This window comes from Streptomyces sp. NBC_01439, from assembly GCF_036227605.1.
Classification (GTDB): Bacteria; Actinomycetota; Actinomycetes; order Streptomycetales; family Streptomycetaceae; genus Streptomyces.
The window spans coordinates 3,368,051-3,385,883 of the sequence record NZ_CP109487.1 but is presented as its reverse complement, the minus strand read 5'-3'; the positions used below and the strand labels follow the sequence as shown (position 1 = coordinate 3,385,883).

At 71.2% G+C, this 17,833-nt stretch carries 15 protein-coding genes; 8 read left to right on the top strand and 7 right to left on the bottom strand.

The genetic code is table 11. The features are described 5' to 3' along the window. The first annotated feature begins 23 nt into the window (after nucleotides 1-23). Complete coding sequence (locus OG207_RS14525) at nucleotides 24-494, top strand: hypothetical protein (protein WP_329098974.1); 471 nt, start codon at nucleotides 24-26, stop codon at nucleotides 492-494. 49 nt (nucleotides 495-543) lie between these two features. Here the strand turns inward: OG207_RS14525 and OG207_RS14520 are convergent, their stop codons facing one another. Continuing rightward, the gene (locus OG207_RS14520) at nucleotides 544-1,164 is read right to left on the bottom strand and encodes a TetR/AcrR family transcriptional regulator (protein ID WP_328788673.1); all 621 of its coding nucleotides are present in this window, start codon (nucleotides 1,162-1,164) and stop codon (nucleotides 544-546) included. Nucleotides 1,165-1,413: 249 nt separating this feature from the next. Between OG207_RS14520 and OG207_RS14515 the strand changes: the two genes are divergently transcribed. From OG207_RS14515 to OG207_RS14500, 4 genes are all read left to right on the top strand, one after another. Beyond that, a complete protein-coding gene (locus OG207_RS14515) occupies nucleotides 1,414-2,418 on the top strand; it encodes a tetratricopeptide repeat protein (protein ID WP_329098973.1) in 1,005 nt (334 codons plus the stop codon). Nucleotides 2,419-3,047: 629 nt separating this feature from the next. Next, nucleotides 3,048-3,689 (top strand): DUF6230 family protein, encoded by a 642-nt coding sequence (locus OG207_RS14510; protein ID WP_329098972.1) that lies wholly within the window; start codon nucleotides 3,048-3,050, stop codon nucleotides 3,687-3,689. Nucleotides 3,690-3,796: 107 nt separating this feature from the next. Further along, nucleotides 3,797-4,378, top strand: a complete 582-nt coding sequence (locus OG207_RS14505) for a DUF6114 domain-containing protein (protein WP_329098971.1) — start codon at nucleotides 3,797-3,799, stop codon at nucleotides 4,376-4,378. After that, the gene (locus OG207_RS14500; RefSeq protein WP_443072714.1) at nucleotides 4,368-5,753 is read left to right on the top strand and encodes a hypothetical protein; all 1,386 of its coding nucleotides are present in this window, start codon (nucleotides 4,368-4,370) and stop codon (nucleotides 5,751-5,753) included. Before OG207_RS14505 ends, OG207_RS14500 begins: the two co-directional genes overlap by 11 nt. Before the next feature lie 102 nt (nucleotides 5,754-5,855). Here OG207_RS14500 and pyk read toward each other — a convergent pair whose 3' ends face one another. The 3 genes from pyk to pta all read right to left on the bottom strand — a co-directional run bounded on the left by pyk (nucleotide 5,856) and on the right by pta (nucleotide 10,696). Beyond that, nucleotides 5,856-7,286, bottom strand: a complete 1,431-nt coding sequence (pyk, locus tag OG207_RS14495) for a pyruvate kinase (protein ID WP_329098969.1) — start codon at nucleotides 7,284-7,286, stop codon at nucleotides 5,856-5,858. A 61-nt stretch (nucleotides 7,287-7,347) separates the two neighbouring features. After that, nucleotides 7,348-8,562 carry an acetate/propionate family kinase gene (locus OG207_RS14490; protein ID WP_329098968.1) on the bottom strand — a complete coding sequence of 405 codons (1,215 nt, stop codon included), beginning with the start codon at nucleotides 8,560-8,562 and terminating at the stop codon, nucleotides 7,348-7,350. Nucleotides 8,563-8,605: 43 nt separating this feature from the next. Beyond that, a complete protein-coding gene (pta, locus tag OG207_RS14485; RefSeq protein ID WP_329098967.1) occupies nucleotides 8,606-10,696 on the bottom strand; it encodes a phosphate acetyltransferase in 2,091 nt (696 codons plus the stop codon). Between the two features lie 236 nt (nucleotides 10,697-10,932). On the opposite strand from pta, the gene OG207_RS14480 reads away from it, so the two are divergent. Next, on the top strand, nucleotides 10,933-11,958 hold the full coding sequence (locus tag OG207_RS14480) for an ATP-dependent 6-phosphofructokinase (RefSeq protein WP_329098966.1): 1,026 nt from the start codon (nucleotides 10,933-10,935) through the stop codon (nucleotides 11,956-11,958). A 40-nt stretch (nucleotides 11,959-11,998) separates the two neighbouring features. On the opposite strand, the gene OG207_RS14475 is transcribed toward OG207_RS14480, so the two are convergent. Next, entirely contained in the window at nucleotides 11,999-12,682 is a 684-nt protein-coding gene (locus tag OG207_RS14475) for a helix-turn-helix domain-containing protein (RefSeq protein ID WP_329098965.1), read from the bottom strand. 371 nt (nucleotides 12,683-13,053) lie between these two features. Between OG207_RS14475 and OG207_RS14470 the strand changes: the two genes are divergently transcribed. Further along, nucleotides 13,054-13,446, top strand: coding sequence for a MerR family transcriptional regulator (locus OG207_RS14470; RefSeq protein WP_266605082.1), 393 nt, complete (start codon nucleotides 13,054-13,056; stop codon nucleotides 13,444-13,446). Further along, nucleotides 13,443-13,817: a thioredoxin family protein gene (locus tag OG207_RS14465; protein WP_329098964.1), complete on the top strand. Its 375-nt coding sequence runs from the start codon at nucleotides 13,443-13,445 to the stop codon at nucleotides 13,815-13,817. The genes OG207_RS14470 and OG207_RS14465 overlap by 4 nt, the downstream gene beginning before the upstream one ends. A gap of 76 nt (nucleotides 13,818-13,893) precedes the next feature. Here the strand turns inward: OG207_RS14465 and glgB are convergent, their stop codons facing one another. Both glgB and OG207_RS14455 read right to left on the bottom strand, forming a co-directional pair. Then, entirely contained in the window at nucleotides 13,894-16,188 is a 2,295-nt protein-coding gene (glgB, locus tag OG207_RS14460) for a 1,4-alpha-glucan branching enzyme (protein WP_329098963.1), read from the bottom strand. Then, nucleotides 16,185-17,630, bottom strand: a complete 1,446-nt coding sequence (locus tag OG207_RS14455; RefSeq protein WP_329098962.1) for a maltokinase N-terminal cap-like domain-containing protein — start codon at nucleotides 17,628-17,630, stop codon at nucleotides 16,185-16,187. Before OG207_RS14455 ends, glgB begins: the two co-directional genes overlap by 4 nt. Nucleotides 17,631-17,833 lie beyond the last annotated feature (203 nt).

The window sequence follows — 17,833 nt, the reverse complement described above, 5'->3', positions numbered from 1 at the left end:
CGTGGCGCCCGTACGGTGGCGCCATGACCGGCCTTCCTGTTCCCGTACGGGGCGTCAGCGCGCGCGTGGTGATGAACAAGGGCGGCTGCGGGGGCCACTACGCCTACGTCGTCGTCGACTTCGAGCCACCGGGGCCGGCCGGGACGGAGATCCTGAACCTGGCGCGGGAGGACCGGCTGCCCGCCGAGTTCCTCGCGGCGGTGCGGGACGGCATCGAGCTGGGGCTGGACGGGGTCGAGGCCGCGGCCTTGATCACCGACGGCGGCGTCTACTGGCCGGACGCCCGCGACATCGGCTACCGCACGGCCGGGGCCCAAGCGGCCCGGGGCGCGCTTGTCGCGGCCGGTCTGCGGCCCGAGGAAGAGGCCGACGCGCTGCGCTGGGCGAGCTGGCCGGGCCGTCGGCGGCCCTGGCCGGGGGAGAACCCGCGGGCCGCGGCGCTGGCGGAGCAGGTCCTGGAATCCCGGCGCCGCTCGGGGGCGTGGACCTTCTGACGGCGCGGCGGCAGCGGGCGGTCGGGTGGGTTCGGGCGACGGCCCGGGTTCAGGCGACGGCCGGGCCGCGCAGGCCGTGCATCAGCAGGGCCGTGAAGGTGGCCACCCAGAGCTCGTCCACCGGTTCGGAGCTCACCAGGGCGCGGTGCACCACCGTGCCCGCGATCACGTCGAAGATCAGGTCCGTGGTGCGGCCCGCGAGGGACTCGTCCTCCTCGTACGGGAGTTCGCCACGGGCCTGGGCCCGTTCGCGACCCAGTACGACGAGACGTTTCTGCCGGTCCACGATCGCCGACCGGATCCGGTCGCGCAGGGCCTCGTCCCGGGTGGACTCGGCGACGACCGCCATCAGGGCGGTACGGGCCTCCGGGCGCCGCAGCAGCTCCGCGAACTGCAGCACCACGTTTTCGATGTCCGCTTCGAGGGAGCCCCGGTCCGGGAGTTCGAGGGCGTCGAAGAGCTCTGCGACCGCGTCCACGACCAGCTCGTTCTTGCCCGCCCAGCGCCGGTAGAGGGTGGTCTTGGCGACCCCCGCCCGGGCGGACACGTCCCCCATCGTCAGCTTCGACCAGCCCAGCTCGACGAGCGCGTCCCGGGTCGCGGCGAGGATCGCGGCGTCCGCGGCGGCACTGCGGGGACGACCGGTGCGGCCGGGGCTGGGGTTGCGCATGGCCGAGACCATACCCGCCGGTAGGCAAAAGGGCCGCTGTGGTTCAGATCACGGGACCGGAAGGGGCGCGGGGGGCCGCCGGGGGAGTTACGCTACGGCTCGTAGCGTAAGAGCGACAACCACGCGAAGAGCTACAGGCGCCAGGTGGGGACCCGGCGCCGTTCAACATCACGATCGCGACGGTACGGCGGCACGGCCAATTCACGCGATCTTTTTCGTCGGCGCGCGCACACGGGGGAGGATGTACGCATGCAGCCCAGAAACATGTCCATGAGCGGCGTCGTCGACCTCGCCGCGGTGAAGGCGGCCGGCGAGGCCAAGGCCAAGGCCGAGCAGGCCCGCGCCGAAGCGGCGAACCGGGCCGGCGGGGCCGGTGGGGCGGGTCCGTCCGCCGGTGCCGTGCCGCCGTCGGCGCTCGTCATCGACGTAGACGAGGCCGGTTTTGAAAGCGATGTGCTCCAGCTCTCCGCAGAGGTTCCGGTCGTCCTGGACTTCTGGGCCGAGTGGTGCCAGCCGTGCAAGCAGCTCAGTCCGCTGCTGGAGCGCCTGATCACCGAGGCCAACGGCCGCCTCGTGCTCGCCAAGATCGACGTCGACGCCAATCAGATGCTCATGCAGCAGTTCCAGATCCAGGGCATCCCGGCCGTCTTCGCCGTGGTCGCGGGCCAGGTGCTGCCGCTGTTCCAGGGCGTGGTTCCCGAGCAGCAGATCCGCGAGACCTTCGCCCAGCTCGTCCAGGTCGCCGAGGACCGCTTCGGGATCATCGGCATCGAGGTGGACCCGGACGCGGAGGGGGCCGGTGCGGCCGCCACCGACGCGGACGAGATCCCGGCCGGCCCGCACGACGCCCTGCTGGAGGCGGCCGTCGTCGCGCTCGACGCCGGTGACCTCGGCGGCGCGGTCCAGGCGTACAAGAACGTGCTCGCGGACGACCCGGGCAACACCGAGGCCAAGCTGGGCCTGGCCCAGGCGGAGCTCCTCGCTCGGGTCCAGCACATGAACCCGCAGGCGGTGCGGGCCGCGGCGGCCGAGAACCCGCGCGACCCGGCGGCGCAGATCGCCGCGGCCGACCTCGACCTGGTCGGCGGTCACGTGGAGGACGCCTTCGGGCGCCTGGTGGACACCGTCCGCGTCACGTTCGGTGAGGACCGGGACGCCGTGCGACTGCGGCTGCTGGAGCTGTTCGAGGTCATCGGCGCGGACGACCCGCGGGTCTCCGCGGCGCGCACGGCGCTCGCGCGGGTGCTCTTCTAGGCCGCCGTCCGGACCGGCTCCGCGGCCGTTCCGGGGCCTGCGCCGCGCGCCGCCCGTACGCCACCGGGTCGCCGGCGATTTGTTGACACGTAGATAAACAGCGGCCGCGCTTTGCCAAAACTTGGCAATCGCGGCCGCTGTTACTCGCAGTAAATCGAACCCCGTGAACTGTCCGGTGTGTTCGCCATTCGTCCGTTCTGTCGTGGCCCTGGGTGGCACCCTGTGTTGCTGCCCGACGGCGACGGGTCGTCCTCAGGTTATCTGGCCGTTACCCGCCAGTAACGAACCCCCTTGTGCCCCGGCCTGGAATGGACCACGATCGGCGACGCTCGGTCCTTCCCGCAGAGCCGCTCACTCGGAGCCGCGGTGGAGGGTCCCCACCGAGCCGGCCTGTGGCAGTGGCACCGGCCGTGGGACAGGGGGGTCTCTGCCACACCGGCGGGGCCTGTCCTCCAGGTTGCGCGAACGCGTGGCCCAGTGGTTGTCGCTCGGGGGTGATCGCCGGTGTATCGGACGTGGCACAGCCGCGGCCCGGCCGCCTGCGCTCCTTCCCGAGGACGTAGCACTTCTCCCATCCCAGGACGGGCACGGCCCGGACCGGAGATGTACGTCCGAGAAGGAGGAACGAAATGAGTTCTCAGGTTCGTGGCGGGACCAGATGGAAGCGCTTCGCGCTCGTCATGGTGCCGAGCATCGCGGCCACGGCCGCGGTCGGTGTGGGTCTGGCGCAGGGTGCCCTCGCGGCGTCGTTCAGCGTCTCCGGCCAGGACTTCAAGGTCTCGGCCGACAAGCTCGACGGTCAAAACCTGATCCAGTACGGCGGTGTCGCCGAGGGACACGACCTCAAGGGCAACGCCCAGCACCACCCGGTCACCATCTCCGGGTTCAGCAACGCCAAGATCACCAACATGTGCCAGTCCCTGGTCACCCCGACTCCGCTGGGCAACATCACGCTCCAGCTGAAGACCGGTCACAAGGGCACCCCGGCCGAGGCCAGCAACATCTACCTGGATGTGGCCGAGCTCGACACCGACGCCGAGTTCACCAACCTGGACATCGGTGTCGCGGTCGGCGACTCGAGCCACAAGACCAAGCCGCAGGCCGGTACGGTCGCGAGCCCGTACGCGTTCTCGCAGCGTGCCGACCGGGCCGTCCTGACGAACGTGAAGCAGAAGGCGTGGGCGACCACGGCGGGCACCTTCAAGCTGCCCAACCTGAAGCTGCGCCTCCTCGGTGGCGACCAGCCCTGCTACCAGGACATCAAGGACTGACCGGTCCCCGTGCCTGACCGGACGGGCGGGTGGTGACAGCCGTTGCCCCCGCCCGTTCGGGCTCCACAGAGTTTTCAAGTACCACCGTTTCCAGGGAGCTGTTGTCCATGAACCCCCAGGCCCCGGTTTACGTTCGCGCAGAAGACGACGCCTGGCCCACCGTGGTCTACTACCACTTCCACGCCTGGAGCGGCCGCCGTCCCTTCTGGGCCGGGCTGTTCACGCTCCTCGGCGGCTTCCCGATCGCCTACTTCCCTTACGCGGACCTGCGGCTGGGCAACGTCAGCCTCGCGATGGCCACCACCGGCGGCGCCGGTGCACTGATCATCGGCGTACTGCTGATCACGCTGGGCCTGGCCCTCTGGTTCCAGGAAACCATCCGTGTCTTCGCCGGCGTGGCCGCGATCCTGCTCGCCCTGGTCTCGATCCCGGTGTCCAACCTCGGTGGCTTCTTCGTCGGCTTCACCTTCTCCATGGTCGGCGGCGCACTCGCCCTGGCCTGGGCGCCGGGGCAGCCGGTCGAGGAGGGCGAGGAGCCGGTGGCGGAGCCGGGCGTCGTCGGCCTGAGCAAGGCGGACGCGACGGCGAACATGGGCGCCCACGGCGTCCCGGGTCCCCACGTGACGGAAACGGCACACGCGAGCGAGACGACTGCCCACGCCGATGGCGGGAGGAACAGTGCGGGGTGACGAGACGCAGCGGGGCGTGGCCCCAGGCGCAGAGTCCCGTGTAGTGAAGGGGCCGCGCCACGCGGCGCCCAGGAAGTCGCTGCTGAACAAGATCCAGATACCCGTCGGCAAGACGATGGCGCTCGCGGCGATGCCGACGGCCGTGTTCGTCGGGATGGGCATGGCGCCGAAACTGGCCGTGGCCGACGACAAGGAGATCCCCTTCGCGCCCGGGCCGTGTGTGACACGGTCCGACGAGCCGGCGGAGACCGAGTCGAAGTCCCCCTCGCCCTCGCCCTCGAAGACGCCTTCGGCGAGCACGTCGCCCAGCGCGACGCCCTCTCCGTCGGCATCGGCATCGGCCTCCGTGAAGGAGAAGGCGAAGCCGAGCACGTCTCCGTCGGCGGCCAAGCCCCCGGTGGCGAACGAGAAGGCCCCGGCCGCGCCCGCGGCCACGACGCCGGCTCCGGAGGCGACCAAGTCCACGAACCCGCTGGACCCGCTGGGTGTCGGCGACGCGCTCAAGAACCTCGTGGACGAGCTCGGCAGGCCCCTCAAGGACGCGACGGCGAAGGCGACCCCGACGCCCGCGACCACTCCGTCGGGCCCCGCCACGGCGGCCCCGACGCCGGACCCGGCCGCGGACGCGATCCGCGAAGCGGCGAAGAAGGCCGGTGTCGACGTCAAGGAGCTGTCCGCGGAGGTCAAGAAGACCGAGCAGGACCCCAAGGACGAGACGGGCGACGCCAAGGCCAAGGACGAAGCCGCGGACAAGGCCAAGGGCGACGCGTCCAAGGACAAGGCCAAGGACGAGGCCAAGGACGAGGCCAAGGACGAGGACAAGGACGAGGACAAGGACGAGGACAAGGCCAAGGACGAGGAGACGAAGGACCCGGACGGGAAGCAGCCCTTCCCGTGCCCGACCTACGACGCCAAGGCGCTGGCCGACGCCGAGCTGGAGCAGGACATCCCGCTCCTGCCGGATGAGCCCTGGTACCTCGACAGCTCCAGGCTGACCCTCTACGGCCTGGACTACCACGGCATCGTCGAGGTGAAGACGGCCGGCGGCAAGACCAAGAAGGTCCTCAAGTTCACCGCGGAATCGCTGGACATCAAGGACCTCTACCAGACGGTCGGCGCGTCGGGGAACGTCGCCCACCTGAAGTCGCGTCCGGGCTCCACGTCCAAGATCCGCGGCGGCACGGTGACGATGTACACCGAGAGCCTCAAGGGCGACCTCTTCGACCTGATCCCGGTCGAGTTCACCCCGAACAGCCCGCCGCCGCTGAACGTCCCGTTCGCCTTCTTCACGGACGTCAAGGTGGTTCAGGCCGGCCAGTTCGGCGGCACCCTGACGGTTCCGGGCCTGAAGAACTACATCGGCCCGCCGGAGTAGTCCCGTACCGGGCACGCGCGAAAACGCCGAGGGCGGCACCCCGCATCACTGCGGGGTGCCGCCCTCGGCCTCTGTGCGGCAGAGTCGGTGCGGCGGGCGACGTCAGTCGCGGGCGTCGCCGCCCAGGTGGTGGACCCGGACCATGTTGGTGGTGCCGGGGACGCCGGGGGGCGAGCCGGCGGTGATGACCATGGTGTCGCCCTGGTTGTAGCGGTTCAGCTTGAGCAGCTCGCCGTCCACCAGGTCGACCATCGCGTCGGTGGTGTCCACGTGCGGCACGATGTAGGACTCGACGCCCCAGCTCAGCGTGAGCTGGTTGCGGGTGTTGACGTCGGTGGTGAAGGCCAGGATCGGCTGGGTCACGCGGTAGCGCGACAGGCGGCGGGCGGTGTCGCCGGACTGGGTGAAGGCGATCAGCGCCTGGCCGTCCAGGAAGTCGGCGATCTCGCAGGCCGCGCGGGCCACGGAGCCGCCCTGGGTGCGCGGCTTCTTGCCCGGGACCAGCGGCTGGAGGCCCTTGGACAGGAGCTCCTCCTCGGCCGCCGTGACGATCTTCGACATCGTCTTGACGGTCTCGATCGGGTAGGCGCCGACCGAGGACTCGGCCGACAGCATGACCGCGTCCGCGCCGTCGAGGATCGCGTTGGCGACGTCGGACGCCTCCGCGCGCGTCGGGCGGGAGTTGGTGATCATCGACTCCATCATCTGGGTCGCGACGATCACCGGCTTGGCGTTGCGGCGGCACATCTCGATGAGCCGCTTCTGGACCATCGGGACCTTTTCGAGCGGGTACTCGACGGCCAGGTCACCGCGGGCCACCATGACCGCGTCGAAGGCGTCGACCACGGCCGCCATGTTCTCGACGGCCTGCGGCTTCTCGACCTTGGCGATGACGGGGACCCGGCGGCCCTCCTCGTCCATCACCTTGTGGACGTCCTTGACGTCGTTGGCGTCGCGGACGAAGGACAGGGCGACCATGTCGCAGCCCATCCGCAGGGCGAAGCGGAGGTCGTCGACGTCCTTCTCCGACAGGGCGGGGACGTTCACGGCGGCACCCGGCAGGTTGATGCCCTTGTGGTCCGAGATGACACCGCCCTCGATGACGATGGTCCGCACCCGCGGGCCCTCGACCTCGGTCACCCGGAGCTCGACGTTTCCGTCGTTGATCAGGATCTGGTCACCCTTGGCGACGTCGCCCGGGAGGCCCTTGTAGGTGGTGCCGCAGATGGACTTGTCACCCGGGACGTCCTCGGTGGTGATGGTGAACTCGTCACCGCGCACCAGCTCGACGGGACCCTCGGCGAAGGTCTCCAGACGGATCTTCGGGCCCTGGAGGTCGGCGAGGACGCCGACGGCGCGCCCGGTGTCCTCGGAGACCTGCCGGACGCGGTCGTACCGCTCCTGGTGTTCTGCCTGGGACCCGTGGCTGAAGTTGAATCGGGCCACGTTCATACCTGCCTCGATGAGCGCTTTCAGCTGCTCATACGAGTCGACGGCGGGGCCCAGCGTGCAGACGATTTTGGAACGGCGCATGACTGGATCCTATCGGTTTGTTTCGTAGCGGAATATTCCGGCTGGTGGAAAGTCCAAGTGACTACTGGGTAACCAGCGCGTACGCCTGGGTGGCGATCTCCAGTTCCTCATCCGTCGGGACCACCGCCACCGCCACCCGGGCACGTTCCGCCGAGACCAGCCGCGGCTCGGGGGAGCGCACGGCATTGGCCTCCGGATCCAGCACCAGGCCCAGCGCGGCCAGGCCGTCGATCGCAGCCTCGCGCACCTGGTGGGCGTTCTCGCCGACCCCGGCCGTGAAGGTCACCGCATCCACCCGCCCGAGCACCGCCGCGTAGGCCCCGATGTACTTCTTCAGCCGATGGACGTACGCGGCGAAGGCGAGGCTCGCCGCCTCGTCGCCCTCGCCCGCGCGCCGCAGCACCTCGCGCATGTCGTTGTCGCCGCACATGCCCAGCAGACCGCTCTTCTTGTTCAGGAGCGAATCGATCTCATCCACCGAGAAGCCGCCCACCCGCGCCAGGTGGAAGACGACCGCCGGATCGACATCGCCCGAACGGGTCCCCATGACCAGCCCCTCCAGCGGGGTCAGGCCCATGGACGTCTCCACGCACACCCCGCCCCGCACGGCCGAGGCGGAGGCGCCGTTGCCGAGGTGCAGCACGATCACGTTCACGTCCTCCACCGGCTTGCCGAGCAGCCGGGCCGTCGCGCGCGAGACATAGGCGTGCGAGGTGCCGTGGAAGCCGTACCGCCGGATGGAGTACGCGTCGGCGACCCGGGCGTCGATCGCGTACCGCGCCACGTGCTCCGGCATCGTCGAGTGGAAGGCCGTGTCGAAGACGGCGACCTGCGGAAGGTCCGCGCGCAGCGAGCGCGCTACCTCGATGCCCGTCACGTTCGCCGGGTTGTGCAGCGGGGCGAGCGGGATCAGGTTCCGGATCTCCGCCAGCACCTCGTCGTCGATCACGGTCGGCCTGGTGAACCGCGTCCCGCCGTGCACCACCCGGTGCCCCACCGCCGCCAGTTCGGGCGAGTCCAGGCCCATTCCGTCCGCGGCGAGCTCCGCGGCCACGGCCTTCAGCGCGGCCCCGTGGTCCGCGATCGGGCCGAGCCGCTCCCGTCGGCCGGCGGCCGCGCCCGGACCCGAGAGCGGCTCGTGCACCAGCCGGGAGGTCTCCTCGCCGATGCGCTCCACCAGGCCGGCGGCGAGCCGGGACCGGTCGGTCATGTCGAGGAGCTGGTACTTGACCGACGAGGAGCCGGAGTTGAGGACGAGTACGCGCGATGCGGTCACGATGAGGGTCTTTCCTTGTCGCGGGCTGTGGGGATGCGGGGGATCAGGCGGTGGCCGCGGGCGCCGGCGCGCCCTGCGCCTGGATCGCGGTGATGGCCACGGTGGTGACGATGTCCTGGACGAGCGCACCGCGCGAGAGGTCGTTGACCGGCTTGCGCAGACCCTGGAGCACCGGGCCGACCGCCACCGCTCCCGCCGACCGCTGCACGGCCTTGTACGTGTTGTTGCCCGTGTTGAGGTCCGGGAAGATCAGCACCGTCGCGCGGCCGGCCACCTGGGACCCGGGCAACTTGGTCGCGGCGACCGAGGGCTCCACGGCCGCGTCGTACTGGATCGGCCCCTCGACGGCGAGGTCGGGGCGTTGCTCGCGGATCAGCTCGGTGGCCTTGCGGACCTTGTCGACGTCCGCGCCGCTGCCCGAGGTGCCGGTCGAGTACGAGAGCATCGCGATCCGCGGCTCCACCCCGAAGGCGGCCGCGGTGGCGGCCGACTGGACGGCGATGTCGGCGAGCTGCTCGGCGTTCGGGTCCGGGTTGACCGCGCAGTCCCCGTAGACCAGGACCCGGTCGGCCAGGCACATGAAGAAGACGGAGGAGACGATGGACGCCTCGGCCTTGGTCTTGATGATCTCGAAGGCCGGGCGGATGGTCGCCGCGGTGGAGTGCACCGAACCGGAGACCATGCCGTCGGCCAGGCCCCGCTGGACCATCAGGGTGCCGAAGTAGTTGACGTCGGTGACCACGTCGGCCGCCAGCTCGACGGTCATCCCCTTGTGGGCGCGGACCTGCGCGTAGTACTCGGAGAAACCTTCCCGCAGCGGGGAGGTCGCCGGGTCGATGAGTTGTGCGCCGGAGATGTCCACGCCGAGGTCGGCGGCCTTCTTCAGGATCGCTTGCTCGTCGCCCAGCAGGGTCAGGTCGCAGACCCCCCGGCGCAGCACCACGTCCGCGGCGCGCAGCACGCGCTCCTCGGTGCCCTCGGGCAGCACGACGCGGCGGCGGTCCGAGCGGGCCCGCTCCAACAGCTCGTGCTCGAACATCATGGGGGTGACGCGCTCCGAGCGGGCCACCGACAGCAGACCCCGCAGCTCGCCGGTGTCCACGTGCCGCTCGAACAGGCCGAGCGCGGTCTCCAGCTTGCGCGGGGTCGCGGAGTTCAGCCGGCTCTGCAGCGAGAAGAGTTCGGCGGCGGTGGGGAAGCTGTTGCCGGCCACCGACACCACGGGCGTGCCCGGTGCCAGCTTCGAGGCCAGCGTCAGGATCTCCGGGGTCGGCCGCTCGTTCAGGGTGAGCAGCACTCCGGCGATCGGCGGGGTCCCGGAAGTGTGCGCGGCCAGCGCGCCGATGACCAGGTCGGAGCGGTCTCCCGGGGTGACGACCAGGCAGCCGGGGGTCAGGGCGTTCAGGAAGTTCGGCAGCATCGCGCCGCCGAAGACGAAGTCCAGGGCGTCACGGGCCAGCCCGGCCTCGTCGCCGAGGAGCACCTCGCCACCGAGCGCCCGGGTGATCTGGGCGACGGTCGGTGCGGAGAGCGACTTGTCGTCCGGCAGCACGTAGCAGGGCACGGGCAGCCGGGCGGCCAGCCGCTCGGCTATGACGTCGCGGTCCTCCGCGGCCACCCGGTTCACGACCATCGCGACGACGTGGCAGCCCAGGGTCTCGTAGGCGCGGTAGGCGTTGCGGGCCTCGGCGCGCACGGCCTCGGCGTGGTGCTTGGTGCCGCCCACCACGGGCACGACGACCGCGCCCAGCTCGTTGGCGAGGCGGGCGTTGAGCGCCAGCTCGTCGGGGAGGTTGGTCTCCGCGTAGTCGGTGCCGAGGACGAGCATGACCTCGTAGTCGCGGGCCACCCGGTGGTAGTGGTCGACCAGCCGCGAGACCAGCTCGTCGGTGCCCTTCTCGGCCAGGATCGCCGAGGCCTCCTGGTAGGACATGCCGTAGGCCGCCGCGGCGTCCTGATCGAGCCGGTAGCGGGCCTTGAGGAGGTCGAAGAGCAGGTCCGGTGCGTCGTGCAGCAGCGGACGGTAGACGCCGACCCGGCCCGTCTGCCGGGTCAGCAGCTCCATGATTCCCAGCTCGACGACCTGCCGGCCGTCCCCCCGCTCGATACCGGTCACGTACACGCTGCGCGTCACGCCCGTTCTCCGTCCCATGCTGTGGATGTCATGCCGTGAATGTCACTTTGCTCTGCCTCGACCTCTTGACAATACCTCTGCCAATGGCTAGGGCGCCCCCGGGGAAAAGGCCTGGCCGGGAGGGCCGAAGGGCCTTCGGGGTGCAGCCGGCGAAAACGTGCGGCGCCCCGGGCCCGTGGAACAATCGGACAGGCTTCACCATTACGCCCTTCATGTACGGCAGGAGACACAGCACGATGCGTATCGGAGTTCTCACCGCAGGCGGCGACTGTCCGGGCCTCAACGCTGTCATCCGGTCGGTCGTACACCGCGCCCTGGTCGGGCACGGAGATGAGGTCATCGGTTTCGAGGACGGCTTCAAGGGGCTCCTCGACGGCCACTTCCGCCCCCTCGACATCAATGCCGTCAGCGGCATCCTCGCCCGTGGCGGCACGATCCTCGGCTCGGCGCGCATGGAACGCGCCCGTCTCCACGAAGCCGCCGAGAACGCCCAGGAGCTGGCGACGCGCTACGGCATCGACGCCCTCATCCCGATCGGCGGCGAAGGCACCCTGACCGCCTCCCGGATGCTGTCGGACGCCGGGATGCCGGTCGTCGGCGTACCGAAGACCATCGACAACGACATCTCCTGCACCGACCGCACCTTCGGCTTCGACACCGCCGTCATGGTCGCCACCGAGGCGATCGACCGCCTCAAGACCACCGCCGAATCGCACCAGCGCGTGATGGTGGTCGAGGTCATGGGCCGGCACGCGGGCTGGATCGCCCTGGAGTCCGGCATGGCCGGTGGCGCGCACGGCATCTGCCTGCCGGAGCGCCCCTTCGAGGTGGACGCCCTGGTGAAGATGGTGGAAGAACGATTCGCCCGCGGCAAGAAGTTCGCCGTGATCTGCGTGGCCGAGGGTGCACACCCGGCCGAGGGCTCCATGCCGTACGAGAAGGGCGCGATCGACCAGTACGGTCACGAGCGCTTCGCCGGCATCGGCAACCGCCTGGCGATCGAACTGGAGCACCGCCTCGGCAAGGAGGCCCGCCCGGTCATCCTCGGCCACGTCCAGCGCGGCGGCACCCCGACCGCGTACGACCGGGTGCTCGCGACCCGGTTCGGCTGGCACGCCGTAGAGGCCGTCCACCGCGGCGAATTCGGCAAGATGACCGCCCTGCGCGGCATCGACGTCGTGATGGCCCCGCTCGCCGAGGCGGTCACCGAGCTGAAGACCGTCCCCGAGGAGCGGATGTACGAGGCCGAATCGGTCTTCTGACGCCGGTCCGGGCGGCGCCTGCGACCCCGGGGCGGTCCTTCTACGCCGCACCGCCCGCGAGGTGCCAGAACCGCTCCACGATCTCGGCGAGGAACTCCCGGCCCGCGTCCCCGCTGCCCGCCTCGCCCTGGCCGCCGCCCCAGCTGAGCGTCGCCACCATCCGTGACTGGTAGTCGCCGTGCAGCTGCTCCAGCACCGTCTCCAGATGGTGCTTGGGGATCGGCAGCAGCTTGCCGAGCGGTTTCACGTAGGCCTGCCAGCGCGTGGTCACCGCACTGCGCAGCAGCTCGGCGAGTTCCTCGTGCTTGCCGGTCGCCGTCACGAACTGGGCCAGCGTCAGACCCAGCACCGTGGCCAGCGCGGCGGACTGTCGTTCGTTGCCCTTCCAGCGCCCGGTGTCCTCCATCTTCTGGTAGGAGCTCGTCTCCAGGCCGATCCGACGGGCCAGGTCGTCCGCCGCGAGCCCCCGGGCGACCCGGTGCTCCCGCAGGGTGACCGGTTCGGCGAGCAGTTCGCCGGGCGCACACCACAGGACGCCCGCGAGCGCCGTGAGCTCGGCGGAGGAAGGCGATATCTCGCCACGTTCCCAGGCCATCACGGTCTCGGGCGCGACGACGAGTCCGTACTGGGCGCGCAGGCCGTAGGCGACATGTCCGGGAGCCATGCCCAGGGCCGCGCGCAGGCGACGCGCGGCGGGGGCATTGAAAGGTGGGCTGGAGTGCACACCGCACACCGTAGAAGTGGCCAGGCTGCGGCGCCTACAGACCAAACAAACAAGCCCATACCTCGTAGGAACGTCCTATGAAGTTAAGGCCTTTCGCCGGGTTTCCGAGCGACTGTCCGGTAATCGGTGAGCCGGAAGATCTTTCCGTGTGTACGTTTCCAGCCAACGCCCGTCGATGCAATACCCCTCACACTCTTCACACCATGTGAACCGACCACCCCTTTTTTTGCGTGATCCTTTCCGGGGCCCTCGCGCACGGGGGTGGCGAGGGCCCCCGCCCCTTTCTCCCCTGCCTCGCCTCGCCTCGCCTCGCCTCGCCTCGCCTCGCCTCGCCTTGCCTTGACGCCGGCGTCAAGGAATACGGTCGCTCCATGCGCATCGGCGAACTGGCGGAGCGGGCCGGGACCAGCACCCGGACGCTCCGGTACTACGAGTCGCGCGGGCTGCTCCCCGCGCGGCGGGCCGGCAACGGCTACCGGACCTACGACGAGGACGACCTGCGGCTGCTGAGCCAGATCCGCACGCTCCAGGACTTCGGATTCGAACTGGAGGAGACCCGGCCCTTCGTGGACTGCCTGCGGGCCGGCCACCCGGCCGGGGACTCCTGTCCCGCCTCGCTCGCCGTCTACCGGCGCAAGCTCGCCGAGCTGGACGGCCTGATCGGCCAGCTGGCCGACGTGCGCGAGCAGCTCGGACGGCAGTTGGCCGACGCGGAACGGGCGGCCGGCGAAGCGGCCGTGCCGAAGTGCGAGATGACCGGATGAACGACCGGACGGACGAGAGGGACGGTGGCATGAAGGCCCACGGCGTGGCACAGGTGACCGAAGCGGATTTCGAGGCCGAGGTGCTCGGCGAGCGGGGACGGCCCGTCCTCGTGGAGTTCACGGCGGACTGGTGCGGCCCCTGCCGCCAGCTCGCCCCCGTCCTCTCCTCGATCGCGGCCGAAGAGGCCGACCGGCTCAAGGTCGTGCAGATCGACGCGGACAGCAACCCCGGGGCCGTCACCCGGTACGGGGTGCTGTCCCTGCCGACCCTGCTCGTCTTCCGTGACGGCGGGCCCGTCCGGCAGATGGTCGGGGCCCGGGCCAAGCGCAAGCTGCTCCAGGAACTGGAAGAGCAGCTCGCCCCGGCCTGAGCCCCGGCCCGGGCACCCGGCCAGGGCACCCGACCAGGGCCCCTGGCACGGGCCCCGCGGCCGCACCCCCGCGGCATCAGTCCTGTGGCCGGAACCAGACCGTCGCCAGCGGCGGGAGGGTCATGCGCAGGCTCGCCGGGCGGCCCTGCGCCGGCACCGGCTCAGGCCGCATCGGCTGCGCGTGGTGGATGCCGCTGCCGCCGTAGACCTCCCGGTCGGTGTTGAGCACCTCCCGCCACAGCGGCACCTCCTCGGGGACCCCGATCCGGTAGCCGTGCCGGACCACGGGCGAGAAGTTCGACACCGCCAGGAGCTGCGAGCCGTCCTGCGCGTACCGCAGGAACGCGAAGACGTTGTCCTCCGCGGCGTCCGCCTCCACCCAGGCGAAGCCCTCCGGCACGGTGTCCCGCTCCCACAGGGCGGGTGCCGCCGAGTACGTCCGGTTCAGGTCGCGCACCAGGTTCCGTACGCCCCGGTGGTCGCCGGCCGCAGCGTAGGAGTCGTCCAGCACCCACCAGTCCGGCCCGTACACCTCCGACCACTCCGACCCCTGGGCGAACTCCTGCCCCATGAAGAGCAGTTGCTTGCCCGGATGGGCCCACATGAAGCCCAAGTAGGCCCGGTGCGCGGCCCGCTGCTGCCACCAGTCGCCCCCGGGCATCTTGGACACCAGCGAACCCTTGCCGTGCACCACCTCGTCGTGCGAGATCGGCAGCACGTAGTTCTCGCTGAAGGCGTAGATCATCCCGAAGGTCATGTCGTGGTGGTGGTACTTGCGGTGCACCGACTCCTTCGACATGTAGCGCAGGGTGTCGTGCATCCACCCCATGTTCCACTTCAGGCCGAAGCCGAGCCCGCCGGAGTCCGTGGGCCGGGTCACGCCCGTCCAGGCCGTGGACTCCTCCGCGATCGTCACGACCCCCGGGCAGCGCCGGTACACCGTCGCGTTCATCTCCTGGAGGAAGCCGACCGCGTCCAGGTTCTCCCGCCCGCCGTGCTCGTTGGGCGCCCACTCGCCCTCGGCGCGCGAGTAGTCGAGGTAGAGCATCGAGGCCACCGCGTCCACGCGCAGGCCGTCCACGTGGAACTCCTCGCACCAGTACACGGCGTTGGCGACGAGGAAGTTGCGGACCTCCTTGCGCCCGTAGTCGAACTCCAGCGTCCCCCAGTCCGGGTGCGCGGCCCGGCGCGGGTCCTGGTGCTCGTACAGCGGCCGTCCGTCGAACTCCGCCAGGGCCCAGTCGTCGCGGGGGAAGTGCGCCGGCACCCAGTCGACGATCACCCCGATGCCGGCCCGGTGCAGCGCGTCCACGAGGAAGCGGAAGTCGTCCGGGGTGCCCATCCGCGAGGTCGGCGCGTAGAAGCCGGTGACCTGGTACCCCCACGAGCCGCCGAAGGGGTGCTCGGCGACCGGCATCAGCTCCACGTGCGTGAAGCCCAGTTCCTTGACGTACGCGGGGAGCTGCTCGGCGAGCTGCCGGTAGGACAGCCCCGGCCGCCAGGACGCCAGGTGCAGCTCGTACACCGAGAAGGGGGCCTGGTGCGGGGGCCGGGCGCCGCGCTCGGCCATCCACGCCGCGTCCTGCCACTCGTACCGGGACGAGGCGACCACCGAGGCGTTCGCCGGGGGGACCTCCGCCGACCGGGCCATGGGGTCGGCGCGCAAGGTGTGTCTGCCGTCCGGGCGGGTGATGTCGTACTTGTAGAGCGTTCCGGCGCCCACCCCGGGCAGGAACAGCTCCCACACCCCCGTCGAGCCCAGCGAGCGCATCGGATAGGCGACGGAGTCCCAGTACGAGAAGTCCCCGCTGACCCTGACCCCCTGGGCGTTCGGCGCCCACACCGTGAAGCGGGTCCCGGACACGCCCTGGTGCTCCATCGGCTCGGCGCCGAGCGCCTTCCACAGCTGCTCGTGGCGGCCCTCGCCGATCAGGTGCAGGTCCAGCTCGCCGAGGGCGGGCAGGAAGCGGTACGGGTCGTGCACCTCGATCTCGTCGCTGTCGTAGGCGATCAGCAGCCGGTACTCCGGCACGCCGGTCAGCGGCAGCAGCCCCGAGAACAGCCCGTCGCCCTCGTCGAAGAGCTCGGCCCGCAGCCCCTTGGCGACGACGGTGACCGCCCTGGCGTAGGGGCGCAGCACCCGGAAGGCCACCCCGCCCCGCTGGGTACGGGCCCCCAGCACCGCGTGCGGATCGTGGTGGCGGCCCTCCAGCAGTCGGGCCCGTTCGTCGGCGCCGAGTGCGGGCGCCGGCCGGACGCCGCGCGGAGGGGCGGCGCGGCGGGCCCGGGGCGTCCGGGCCTTCTTCGCCGCCGCCGGGACGGGTGTGGCTTCCTCGCGGACGGTCGGTGACGGCTGTCGTGCGGCGCTCACGCGAGCGGCCTCCTCGGGGGCTTCGGGTGGGGGTGGGGGGAGATGGAGCCGGGGGCGGACGGGGTCGGCGGCACGCGGTGGGCGGGCCGTACGGGCTCCGAGAGCCGCCGGATCGCGGCCATCGGGACGTGCAGCCAGTCGGGGCGGTGCCGGGACTCGTAGCGGGCCTCGTACACCGCCTTGTCGGTCTCGTACGCGCGCAGCAGCACGGGGTCCTCGCGGGGGTCCCGGCCGGTGGTGCGGGCGTAGCCCTCGCAGAAGGCGGCCCGGCAGTCGTCCGCCCAGGCGGGGGCGAACGGCCGGTGCGAGCGGGCGGCGTAGTCGAAGGAGCGCAGTATCCCGGCGATGTCGCGCACCGCCGGTTCGGGACGGCGCCGGTCGGCCAACGGCCGGGCCGGCTCGCCCTCGAAGTCGATCAACGACCAGCTGCCGTCGAGGGTGCGCAGGGTCTGACCCAAATGGAGGTCCCCGTGGATCCGCTGGGCGGGCACCCCCGCCCCCCGGGAGGCCGCCAGTGCGTCGAAGGCGCCCCGCAACCCCGCCTCGTAGGGCCGCAGCGCCGCCACCTCCCGGGCGGTGGCGGCCAGCCGGGCCGTCATCCCCGCGGCGAGCCGGGCGGTCTGCTCCGGGCCGAGCGCGACCGTGGGCAGCGCCGCGGCCAGCGCGCTGTGCACCTCGGCGGTGGCCCGGCCCAGCGCGTGCGCCTCGGCGGTGAAGTCGGCCCCGGAGCCGAGCCGGCGCAGCGCGAGCTGCCAACCGTCGTCGGAGCCCCGCAGGTACGGCTGGAGCACGCCCAGCGTCAGCGGTTCGCTGCCGGGCGGCTCGGCCTCGTACCAGGCGACGGGGGCCGGGACCCGGGCACAGCCGGCGGCGGCCAGCGCCCTGGGCAGCTCCAGGTCCGGGTTGACCCCGGGGCCGACCCGACGGAACACCTTCAGGATGAACGAATCTCCGTAAATGAGCGAGGAGTTGGTCTGCTCGCCGGAGAGCGGCCGGGGGGTGAGCCCCGCCGGGATCGGCGTGGCCGGGTCCCGGTCGAAGCGCAGCGGGCCGAGGGCCCCGGGGGAGCGCAGCCGTTCCAGGAGCATGGCCGCGAGCCGGGGATCGCCCAGCGCCTCGTAGACCGCCCGGCCCGCGTACGGGCCGTCCTCGGCATGGCCGATCAGGGTGGGGGCGAGGGCGGGCGGCAGGGACGGGCGGATGCCCAGCAGCAGTTGGTAGCAGTCCCCGTCGACATCGAGGAGCAGGTGCAGCAGGCCGGGGGTGGATCCCGGCGGCAGCAGTTCGGCCGCCGATACGGTCCTGAGCCTGCTGATGGTGCGGCCCTTGCCCGCGAACCAGCGCTGTGCGGGCAGCCAGGCCCTCAGCATCGGCTCCAGTGGAGCGATCCCGGCGGCCCGGTCGGCCGTCAGACGGCTCCGGGCGGATGCAGCCTCCGACATGGCGTCGCGTCCTTTCCCCGGGCGGTCACAGAATGCGCAGAGTGTCCCGGATGCGCGGCAGTTGCTTCTCCGGCATGTGCGAGTGTCGGGTCAGGATGGTCCGTACAGGGGCGGGCGATTGACCCGTTAGAGCTGCCCGCCCCCTGGTGCGAAGGCCCGGTTCGCCTCCGGAGCGCCGTGAACCTGACCTGCAGGTCGCGCTC